At 49.8% G+C, this 10,453-nt stretch carries 10 protein-coding genes, 1 other RNA gene and 1 pseudogene; 6 read left to right on the forward strand and 6 right to left on the reverse strand.

The genetic code is table 11. From position 1 onward, the window contains the following. Window positions 1-465 (forward strand): annotated as a pseudogene (locus tag IQ219_RS10510) (L-aspartate oxidase); the annotation flags it as partial. A gap of 14 nt (window positions 466-479) precedes the next feature. On the opposite strand, the gene hisA reads toward IQ219_RS10510, so the two are convergent. Together hisA and IQ219_RS10520 are read right to left on the reverse strand one after the other, a co-directional pair. Continuing rightward, entirely contained in the window at window positions 480-1,250 is a 771-nt protein-coding gene (hisA, locus tag IQ219_RS10515; protein ID WP_194072566.1) for a 1-(5-phosphoribosyl)-5-[(5-phosphoribosylamino)methylideneamino]imidazole-4-carboxamide isomerase, read from the reverse strand. 87 nt (window positions 1,251-1,337) lie between these two features. Then, window positions 1,338-1,721 carry a DUF4346 domain-containing protein gene (locus IQ219_RS10520; RefSeq protein WP_190598884.1) on the reverse strand — a complete coding sequence of 128 codons (384 nt, stop codon included), beginning with the start codon at window positions 1,719-1,721 and terminating at the stop codon, window positions 1,338-1,340. An 88-nt stretch (window positions 1,722-1,809) separates the two neighbouring features. Here IQ219_RS10520 and ilvC point away from each other — a divergent pair, with 88 nt between their 5' ends. The 3 genes from ilvC (at window position 1,810) to ssrA (ending at window position 3,795) form a co-directional block, all read left to right on the forward strand. Further along, window positions 1,810-2,856 (forward strand): ketol-acid reductoisomerase, encoded by a 1,047-nt coding sequence (gene ilvC / locus IQ219_RS10525; RefSeq protein ID WP_194072567.1) that lies wholly within the window; start codon window positions 1,810-1,812, stop codon window positions 2,854-2,856. A gap of 106 nt (window positions 2,857-2,962) precedes the next feature. Further along, on the forward strand, window positions 2,963-3,193 hold the full coding sequence (locus IQ219_RS10530; RefSeq protein WP_190598882.1) for a NifU family protein: 231 nt from the start codon (window positions 2,963-2,965) through the stop codon (window positions 3,191-3,193). A gap of 203 nt (window positions 3,194-3,396) precedes the next feature. Further along, window positions 3,397-3,795, forward strand: a transfer-messenger RNA (tmRNA) gene (gene ssrA, locus IQ219_RS10535). A 22-nt stretch (window positions 3,796-3,817) separates the two neighbouring features. On the opposite strand, the gene IQ219_RS10540 is transcribed toward ssrA, so the two are convergent. Then, window positions 3,818-4,615: a radical SAM protein gene (locus IQ219_RS10540; protein ID WP_194072568.1), complete on the reverse strand. Its 798-nt coding sequence runs from the start codon at window positions 4,613-4,615 to the stop codon at window positions 3,818-3,820. 188 nt (window positions 4,616-4,803) lie between these two features. Beyond that, window positions 4,804-6,891 carry an elongation factor G variant FusB gene (gene fusB, locus IQ219_RS10545; protein ID WP_190598880.1) on the reverse strand — a complete coding sequence of 696 codons (2,088 nt, stop codon included), beginning with the start codon at window positions 6,889-6,891 and terminating at the stop codon, window positions 4,804-4,806. 526 nt (window positions 6,892-7,417) lie between these two features. On the opposite strand from fusB, the gene IQ219_RS10550 reads away from it, so the two are divergent. Beyond that, window positions 7,418-7,939, forward strand: a complete 522-nt coding sequence (locus IQ219_RS10550) for a GNAT family N-acetyltransferase (protein ID WP_194072569.1) — start codon at window positions 7,418-7,420, stop codon at window positions 7,937-7,939. Between the two features lie 203 nt (window positions 7,940-8,142). Here IQ219_RS10550 and nth read toward each other — a convergent pair whose 3' ends face one another. Then, window positions 8,143-8,802: an endonuclease III gene (nth, locus tag IQ219_RS10555; protein ID WP_194072570.1), complete on the reverse strand. Its 660-nt coding sequence runs from the start codon at window positions 8,800-8,802 to the stop codon at window positions 8,143-8,145. Then, entirely contained in the window at window positions 8,795-9,895 is a 1,101-nt protein-coding gene (gene rseP / locus IQ219_RS10560) for an RIP metalloprotease RseP (RefSeq protein ID WP_194072571.1), read from the reverse strand. The genes nth and rseP overlap by 8 nt, the downstream gene beginning before the upstream one ends. A gap of 372 nt (window positions 9,896-10,267) precedes the next feature. Here rseP and IQ219_RS10565 point away from each other — a divergent pair. Next, the coding region (locus IQ219_RS10565; protein WP_194072572.1) for a hypothetical protein at window positions 10,268-10,453 on the forward strand (186 nt) is incomplete at its 3' end.

The following is a 10,453-nucleotide window of genomic DNA, read 5'->3' on the forward strand; positions in this document are numbered from 1 at the left end:
GTCAGTCAATCAACAGTGACGGAAATTCAGCTAGACACCGTCAATGACCTAATCCTTCTCAACCATTGGCGCAGTGAACTGCCCCGCTTGATGTGGCAAACCGCCGGTATTTGTCGCCAAGCCGAAACCTTACAAACGGCGATCGCCAAATTAGAAAAGTGGCAAGAACAATGGCAACAACTCAGCAGTAGCAAACTTTTAGCCCACCTACCAGAGGATCAAAAAATTAGCTTAAGCGGCCCTGGGTTAGAGGAATTCGTACAGTTGTGGGCCGAAACCCATAATTTGCTGGATATAGCTCAATTGATTTTGACCAGTGCTCTTTTTCGCCAGGAAAGTCGGGGAGGCCATTACCGTGTGGATTATCCTGATACCAAAAAAGAATGGCAAAGCCACACTGCCATCGAAGGCGTTAAAGTTTTCCTCCAGCCCAGGCAAAATCAAGTCAGCGTCAATGGAATGTAAATGATCAACAAAAACTAGCCCAAACGAGGAAAGTCCGACGGCGGCACATCTTGCCAGCGGCCGTTACCCACCGCCCGGATTGCTGCTTCCAATTGAATATCGCCAGTATAGAGAGCTTTGCCAATGATGACTCCGTTTACCCCCAGACTTTCCAGGCTGAGTAGATTCAAGAGGTCTTGTACTTGGCTGACTCCCCCCGATGCAATGACAGGAATGGTTAACTGACTAGCTAGTTGCCTTAGGGCTTCCAGGTTAGGGCCCGCCATGGTGCCGTCTCGGTGGATATCGGTGTAGATGATGGCCGCCGCTCCTAGTTTTTCCATGCGCTGGGCCAATTCCCCTGCTTCCACCGTAGAAGTTTCCAACCATCCTCTAGTGGCCACTTTGCCATTGCGGGCATCAATACCCACCACAATTTGCCCAGGAAATTCCGTACATAATTCCCCCACTAAATCGGGATTTTCCACGGCGATCGTGCCTAGAATGACTCGGTTTACCCCTAAATCCAGCAACTGCTTTACCCTAGCCCGGTCCCGCAGGCCGCCCCCCACCTGTACGGGGATATTTAGGCTTTCCACGATTTTGGCGATCGCCGTTAGGTTAACCGGTTGACCTTCCTTGGCGCCATCAAGATCTACCAAATGTAAACGACTTGCCCCCTGGGCCTGCCACTGCTCAGCCACCGCCACCGGATCTTCGTGATACACCTGGGATTGGCCATAATCCCCTTGATAGAGGCGCACGCATTTACCCTCTAGAAGATCGATCGCCGGTAGAATTTCCATCACTTTAACCTCCTATTTTGTAGACTTTTCAGTAGTCTCTGTTCCCTTGCCCAATGGGATAACAGGGCACAAGACCATTGACTTTAACTAATCTTGGACGTACTCCGCGCCCCCAACCAGGGCCAGTTCCGCCCGCATTAACTCCCGCCCTAAGTAGGCAGCATGGTTAAGCATAGTCACTGGACAGGGGTCTAACTCCTCAAAAATTTTCACGCACAACTCCTTGGCAGTGTGCCCCGTTAAAGTCAGAGTGGGCAGCCTTTTCTTTCCCCCCTGACAGGCAATTACTTCCCCCGTTTCTGGATCCACCGCCAAACCCTGGTCATTAATGTCATTACTGTAGTGTTCCACCTTCAACACCGCGGCTTCCCGCTCTACCATGACCAACCAGTACCCGGCCGGATCTAAGTCAATGTGGCGTCGGGAAAGTTGATCATCAATGGATTTAACAGTGTTGATTAGAGCAGGCATAGAGCATAAAGCAAATTAAAAGGCACAGGTTTCGATCCTACACCACTTCCGCTGCTTCCCGAGCAGAGTAAGCAGACCAGCATTTGCTATGATTAAAAGTTTGCAGAGCACCATTCAATCGCAGCAAGGAGATAGTTACATGGCTCGTATGTATTACGATCAAGATGCCAATCTTGACCTCTTAGCCGGAAAAACCGTGGCTATTATCGGCTATGGCTCCCAAGGTCACGCCCATGCGCTCAACCTCAAAGATAGTGGCGTTAACGTGGTCGTCGGGCTATACGGTGGCAGTAAATCCGTTGCCAAAGCAGAAGGGGCCGGACTAAAAGTTTTATCTGTAGCTGAAGCGGCCAAAGCAGCGGATCTAATTATGATTCTCCTGCCCGATGAAGTGCAAAAATCCGTTTACGAAGCAGAAATTGCCCCTAACCTCGTTGCTGGCAACGTGCTCCTGTTTGCCCACGGCTTCAACATTAACTTTGCCCAGATTGTCCCCCCCGTCGATGTGGATGTGGTCATGGCCGCTCCCAAAGGCCCCGGTCATTTAGTGCGTCGTACCTACGAACAAGGCCAGGGAGTTCCGGCTCTGTTTGCCGTGTACCAAGACGCCAGTGGCCAAGCTCGGGACTATGCCATGGCCTACGCTAAGGGCATTGGGGGCACCAGGGCTGGTATTTTAGAAACCACTTTCCGGGAAGAAACCGAAACCGATCTTTTTGGCGAACAAGTGGTGCTCTGCGGCGGTCTGACTGCTTTGATCAAAGCGGGATTTGATACCCTGGTGGAAGCTGGTTATCAGCCAGAATTGGCCTATTTTGAATGTCTCCACGAAGTTAAATTGATTGTCGATTTAATCGTAGAAGGTGGCTTGGCCAAAATGCGAGACAGCATTTCTAACACCGCTGAGTATGGTGATTTGACCAGGGGACCCCGCATTGTCACCGAAGAAACCAAGGCAGAAATGCGGCAAATTCTCGACGAAATCCAATCGGGTCAGTTTGCCCGGGAATTTGTCTTGGAAAACCAAGCTGGTAAACCAGGTTTCACCGCCATGCGTCGTCGGGAATCGGAAGAACTGATCGAAGAAGTGGGCAAAGACCTACGGGCTATGTTCAGTTGGTTAAAAGACCGCTAATTGCTTTTCTCTATCCTCAGCCCCGGGATTTTTGCCAGCCTTGGCCCCGGGGTTAACGTTAGGATATTAGTGGTAGTCAAAAATTTTTAGCTGAGGTTAACAAGCGATGGAACTCACCCTAAATAATGTGGAAACGGTATTGGATGAACTCCGTCCCTATCTAATGGCCGACGGTGGGAACGTTGAAGTGGTGGAGCTAGATGGCCCCATCGTCAAAGTGCGTTTACAGGGAGCCTGTGGAGCTTGCCCCAGTTCCACCATGACCCTAAAAATGGGCATTGAGCGCAAATTAAGGGAAATGATTCCGGAAATTTCTGAAGTTGAGCAAGTCCTCTAAGAAAGGTTGAAAGGTCATCGTCGGGGTTTATGCACTCCTGACTTTTGATGGCTAAGTTCCATCTTCCCGAACTAACCAATGATCTAATCAGTTTGGGGAAGGAAGCATCTTTGTTAGCCATAATTGGGGCAGAGGCTGAAGCTGGCCCTGCTCCTTTTTGTCGTTTCCCTGAAGAATGGTTTATAATCAGAGACGCATAACAAGGGGCCGCAATGGTTTCGACAGGTTGGCGAAAGCTTGCCCGTGATGCAGGTCGAGAGTGAGTCTCCTCTCGTAAATCAAAGGCTCAAAAAAAAGTAACTGCGAATAACATCGTCAGCTTCAAACGGGTAGCCGTAGCAGCCTAGTCTGTAAAAGCTACATTTTCTTGTCAAAGACCGTTTACTTCTTTTCTGACTCCGTTAAGGATTAGAGGTTAACCCCAACGGATGCTTTGTTTGGCTCTTCTCTAGTTAGCTAAACAACCAAGACTTAGACTAGAGCATCCCACCATCAGGGATAATCGATGGTCCCCGTCCGAGGGCTAGAAGGACTAAACCTGTGAATGAACGGAAAGTTAATACCCAGTTTGGACAGCAGTTCAATTCTGCTCGGCTCCATTTACTGAAAGATTGTTCTGAATATCTAGAAAACCTTTAGGGGGGCGCATCGGACGGGAATGCCGGTGGCCCCACTTATTTTTTGGGCCAAGTTTTGTAGGGTCTGACCATCGACACATTTAATTTGAGTCACAGGCCGATCGCCGTAGGGGTTACCAGTGTGATTGCCCCGGCCTTCCAGTTCCCGTTGGAGAGGTTTGGGTCTGGTGGGGGTATTGAGTTGTACCTCCCGGGGTTTAATTACGGACAATAGTTCTAAGTAACGATGTTCGGCGGCCTGGTCCCAGGGTTGTAGCACCATGGTTTGCACCGACAATTCTCCCGTAAATTGCTTTTGAAAGGCTTCAATGCCGGCCAAAATTCCTTCTAGGCTAACGTCGGCGATCGGTCGGTTAATTTTTTGCAACTGGGTTGGCCACAGTCCATCTAGCTTGACGGAAACCTTATCTGCTAGGGATAGTTCCTCCCTTACCTGGGCATCATTTAACAATGTGGCATTGGTAAGTACCAGGGTTGGTCTACCAGTTAGGGTTTTAATGCCCTGGAGAATTTCACCCAAGTTTTTGGCAAGGGTTGGCTCTCCACTCCCGCTCAGGGTAACTACATCCACTTGCCAGGGCGCAAATTTATCCAGTTCCACCAAAATGTCGGCAGTGTCAACAAAAATCTGGCGATCGCCGCTGAGATGTTCAATTTCCCCCAGTTGACAGTAAACGCAGTTAAAGGAACAGGTGGAGATTGCCCCAATGGGATCGATGCCGAGGGAACGGCCATAGCGCCAGGAAACTACTGGACCATACACCGTGGGAAAAATTACGTTCATCGAAAAAAGTTGAAATTAAGCAACCAGTAGCAGCATTTTGCTCCAGGGAATTCAGTCTTTGCCCCCTTGCAAAAGGCCTTTGGCTCTTTGGCCATGGTACACGATGGTAGGGAAAGCAAAAATTGCACAAAAAAAGCCCCCGAAAATGGGGGCAAAATATTTTAGGACAGTCAAAGTCACATATTGGACTAGGCGGCGGCTTGCCGTTCCTTAGCTTCTTTGATCACTTCCTCGGCCACGTTGGTGGGACAGGGAGCGTAATGATCAAACACCATAGAGAATTGACCCCGACCGGAAGTCATGGTGCGTAGGTCGCCAATGTAGCCGAACATTTCACTCAAAGGCACATCAGCTTTTACCCGTACCCCCATCACACCGGTTTCCTGGGATTTGATCATGCCCCGACGACGGTTTAAATCACCGATGACATCCCCCATATGATCTTCTGGGGTGAATACATCCACCGCCATGATCGGTTCCAAAATTTGGGGTTTAGCTTTGGGTAAGCTCTGACGATAGCCAGCTTTGGCTGCAATTTCAAAGGCGATCGCCGAAGAGTCTACAGGGTGGAAGCCACCATCGGTGAGGGTAACTTTCAGGTCCACCACGGGATAGCCCGCCAATACCCCTTTAACCACACTCTGGTCAAAGCCTTTTTGCACCGCCGGCCAGTATTCCCGGGGCACGTTACCACCAGTTACTTTGGACTCGAACTGGAAGCCAGAACCGGGTTCCCCAGGCTCCACGATGTAGTCAATTTTGGCGTACTGACCAGAACCACCGGACTGTTTCTTGTGGACGTAGCTGTCGGAAACAGTTTGGGTGATGGATTCCCGATAGGCCACCTGGGGTTTACCCATTTCCACTTCGACGCCGTGGGTGCGCTTGAGAATATCCATTTTGATATCCAAGTGCAATTCCCCCATCCCTTTAATGATGGTTTCACCGCTTTCTTCGTCGGTTTCCACCTGGAAGGAGGGGTCTTCCTGCACCATTTTGCTCAGGGCCATGCCCAATTTTTCGTCCATGCCTTTTTTCTTGGGTTTAATGGCAATGGAGATTACGGGGTCGGGGAAGACCATGGGTTCCAACGTCGCTGGATTTTTCGGGTCACAGAGGGTGTGGCCTGTTTGCACGTTTTTCATACCCACGATCGCCACAATGTCCCCAGCTTGGGCAGACTCGATTTCTTCCCGGGAATCGGCGTGCATTTCCACCAAGCGGCCAATGCGTTCTGTTTTGCCGGTGGCGGTATTGAGCACAGTGTCCCCTTTGCTCAGGGTGCCGGAATAGATGCGGGTGAAGGTAAGAGCGCCGAAACGGTCGTCCATAATTTTGAACGCCAAGGCCCGCAGGGGAGCTTCGGGGTCAACGATGGCAAAACTGCCGGTTTCTTCCCCTTCTAGATCCACTTCCGGTTGGGGAGGTACTTCCTTCGGGTTGGGCAGGTAGTCCACCACCGCATCTAGCACCAGTTGTACCCCCTTATTTTTGAAGGAGGAACCACCATAGGTAGGGAAAAAGTCTAGCTTACGGGTGCCTGAACGAATGCAACGCTTGATGTCGTCGATGCTGATTTCTTCCCCTTCCAGGTATTTTTCCATCAAGTCATCGTCCTGTTCCACCGCCGTTTCGATCATCATTTCCCGGTAGGTGGCCACATCATCCACCATATCGGCAGGCACATCGGTGATTTCATATTTTTCTGGATCGCCTGAGTCATCCCAAATGTAGGCTTTTTCCGTCAGGATATCTACCACGCCGACGAAATCATTTTCCGTACCGATGGGGAGGGTCATCACTAGGGGTTTGGCACCCAGTACGTTTTCCACCTGCTTAACTACCCGGTAGAAATCCGCCCCGGTGCGGTCAAGCTTGTTGATGTAGATTAAACGGGAAACTTTAGAATCGTTCGCATAACGCCAGTTGGTTTCCGATTGGGGCTCCACACCGCCGGAACCACAGAATACCCCCACACCGCCATCCAGCACTTTGAGGGAGCGGTACACTTCGATGGTGAAGTCTACGTGACCAGGGGTGTCAATAATATTTAATTGGTGTTCTTTCCAAAAGCAACTAGTGGCCGCCGATTGGATAGTGATACCCCGCTCCGCTTCCTGATCCATGAAGTCCATGGTGGATTCGCCTTCGTGTACCTCGCCGAGCTTGTGGATTCTCCCGGTTAACTTCAAAATCCGTTCGGTGGTGGTGGTTTTACCCGCATCTACGTGGGCGAAAATACCAATATTGCGGTAACGAGTGAGATCTTTTTCCATAGGAATTTACGTGTAAATTTAGCCAACAGCAAACAAAGGGGCGGTTGGATGTATAGGTTATGGGGTCGTGTTGTTTGCCGGTCGGGGTTCTGGGCCTTAGCTAGACTTTATGCCACAACGACAGGCCAAAGGAGAGGCCTATTTGAAACAGCCACAATTGTAACAATTGTAAATTATATGTGCCCCAACGGAGTCCCCAGGGCGAGAAGGCGATCGCCGAACTTCACAAAAAATATGTACCAAAGATGTTTTTCCTTAAAACCTGATTTATCCTGATCAGTAAATTCGGTTGAATCTGGGTCAAGCCCTGACAGGTGAGCGCTTGATGGATGTGGAAGCAAAATTAGACAGGGCAAGGAATTTGCTCAATGAGTTGGGCAACGCCGTCTCGGGATTGGTAGGGGTTGCCCCGAATGCGTTAAAAGTAGCAAAGAAATCCTACCTAGTCACGATTTAGACGCTGGGTTGTATGTAATTTAAAGACCCAATTGTCAGTCAACTCCTAACAAAAATTTTTGCCAAATTTATGACCTTAATGATTCGACCAGCGACCATTGATGATGCAACAAGCTTGGCTCAATTAGCGGCAATGACGTTTCAAGATACCTATGGTAAAGCCACCGCTTCCGCTGATTTGGAAGCCTACCTAGCCCAAACCTTTAATCCTGAAAAAGAACAAGAAATCCTAGCAGATGATCGGCAATGGTTGTTAGTAGTAGAATCTCAAGGGGAATTAGTTGGATATGTCCATCTGTTTGATCATTCAGCACCTACTATGGAGACTGAATTGGCAACCCCCACCGTCGAATTAGTTCGTCTTTATTTACTGACGACATGGCAACATCAAGGGTTAGGCAATCAATTGATGCAGGCCTGTTTGGATTTAGCCCAAGCTCAAGCCTTTGCCAGCGTTTGGCTAAAAGTGTGGGATCACAATACTTCGGCGATCGCCTTTTACCGGCGTTGGCAATTTCAAAAAAAAGGAGAAGTGCCCTATCCGGTGGGTAATGCGGTGGGCACAACTTGGATTATGGAGCGCCCCCTCTGAAATTTTAGAATTTCAAGTCAGTTATGTGGGACTAGCAATGAGCGTTTAAAGATATAAACAACGGGCTCGGCAAAGTATATTTTGATGGTACATCGCTCTTCTATCAGAAAAGTGAAGATAGAAGAGTGATAATGCCCCTATGGAAAAGTTGGGGGAAGACTTGGCAAACCGATTCCAACTTCTACCCTGAACCGTCGCAGATTTTAGCCTGCTTGAACACTAGGACAAAGATGGGCTAACTGACACTCCCCACAGAGGGGCTTGCGGGCAGCACACACCGCCCGACCATGGTAGATGATGTGGATAGAAAAATTTTCCCAATCTGGCTGGGGAATCAGTTTCATTAAATCCCGCTCAATGCGAATGGGATCGGTTGCTTTGGTTAACCCCAACCGTTGACTGAGGCGTTTAACGTGGGTGTCCACCGTTACCCCAGCGAGGATACCGAAGGCGTGGGCTAACACTACATTGGCCGTTTTGCGGGCCACCCCGGGCAGGGTCAATAACTCTTCCATCCGTTGGGGTACTTCCCCGTCAAATTCCTCGACAATTTTGCGGCAAGCTCCCTGGATATTTTTAGCTTTATTGCGGAAAAAGCCGGTGGAATGGATTAATTCTTCAATCTCCTGGCGATCGCCGTAGGCCAGGGCCGCTGCGTCGGGATAACGCCGAAACAGGGCCGGGGTAACCTTATTGACCCGTTCATCGGTGCATTGGGCCGAAAGGATGGTTGCTACCAAAAGTTGTACTGGAGTTTGATAATCCAAGCTACAGGTGGCACCGGGGTAGAGCCGTTTGAGAATGAGCAGAATTTCCGTTGCCCGTTGTTTTTTACTGGCCATTTTTCGTAACAAACTACTCATAGCCCGTAAAGGAAGGCAAAAACTCCTGCACAAAGGTCAAATTCAGGGTATCCCGCACAATTAAAAACACCCCCAAGCTCAGCAGAAGCACCAATCCCGTTTGCATCACTCCCATCTGGAACTTTTCCGGTAGGGGTTTGCCCAGGAGTCCTTCAATCAACAAAAACACCAGTTGACCACCATCCAAAGCGGGCAGGGGCAGAATATTAATCACCGCGAGGTTAATGCTAATCAGGGCCCCAAATTGGAATAGGTTACTGGCATCGGAGCGGGCAATGTTAGCGCCATACTCAACAATTTTCACTGGCCCCGCCACCTGGGAAGCATTGTCGGCAAAGTTACTGGCCAACTGCCAAAAGCCCTGGCCGGTCAGCTTCACAATCCTTTCAAAGGCTTCAGCGCTATAGGTTAAAGCTTCGATGGGATTAGCGGCCCGTTTGGTTTCCACATTGGGCAACAAAGCGACGCCAATTTTACCGTGACCTTCAGCATCTTGACTGGGGGTAATGGTTAGGGTTTTAGTCTCCTCTCCCCGTTGCACTTCCACTATGATAGGCACCGACGGCGATCGCCGCACAATGTCAATAAACTGGGTAGTGGCATCGGGAAAACCCGGTAAAGCGTTGCCCTGGAGGGAAAGCACAATGTCCCCCGGCTCCACCCCGGCTGCCTGGGCCGCTGAGGCGCTGTCCACCTGGGGAATGACCAAACCAGGTTGAATATTCTGAAAACCAATGGTACTCACCTGACCAATGAGGAGAAAGTAAGCAAAAACCAAATTGGCAATTACCCCGGCACTAATGACAATAGCCCGGTCGAGGATAGGGCGGTTTTTCAGCAAATCGGGATCGTCGGCGGGAATTTCACTGTCTGGATCATCATCGGGGAAAGCCACGTAGCCCCCCAGGGGAATGGCTCGGATGGAATATTCCGTTTCAGCACCCTGATATTTCAACAGCGGTGGCCCAAATCCCAAGGCAAATCGAGTTACATGGATGCCCTGTAAACGGGCGGCCGCAAAGTGCCCCAACTCATGCACCGCAATTAATAATGCAAGTACTCCGATCGCCGCCAACGCCGCTAAAACTGACATAACTTTCTCAAATGGGAAATATTAGGGGTTAATTCCCCTCAACAGACAATTCCCCCGATTCTAACCCAACTGCCGCCAGGAGACGTAGCCTCGTCCTGGCAAGCCACCAAGAGGCTGGGGGCAAAGTTTTAATTTATCGCCTAAACTCTCTAATAAGGGGGACTTTCCCCTAATTTGCCGCCAAACTTGGAGGACAGAGGGCTTTCAAACAACTTCATAAGTTTCTGTTATTCTGAAAGGGTAGGGACTGCTGATTAGACTGGGGTGCATGACTACTTATTTTATTTGCCCCATTTGCCCAGATCAACGGCGGACAGTAACCGATAGTAGCAACGGCAGAAAATGGCGATCGCCTAGAAATCATGGAATTATATGGCTGATGACAGTCCAGATGTAGGTTCGTTAATGGCGGAGTTGCAGACTTTGAGGGCGGAATTAGCTGCCCTTAAGTCCCAGCAGGTGTTGAAAACTTTTTTTCACCCCAACCAACCGACGATGGCAGTCAATGACGATGGCAGCTCTGACCCAGACCAGTCCTTAGCGGCCATCCTCCAAGAG

The sequence above is a fragment of the Synechocystis sp. LEGE 06083 genome (genome assembly GCF_015207725.1).
Classification (GTDB): domain Bacteria; phylum Cyanobacteriota; class Cyanobacteriia; order Cyanobacteriales; family Microcystaceae; genus Synechocystis; species Synechocystis salina.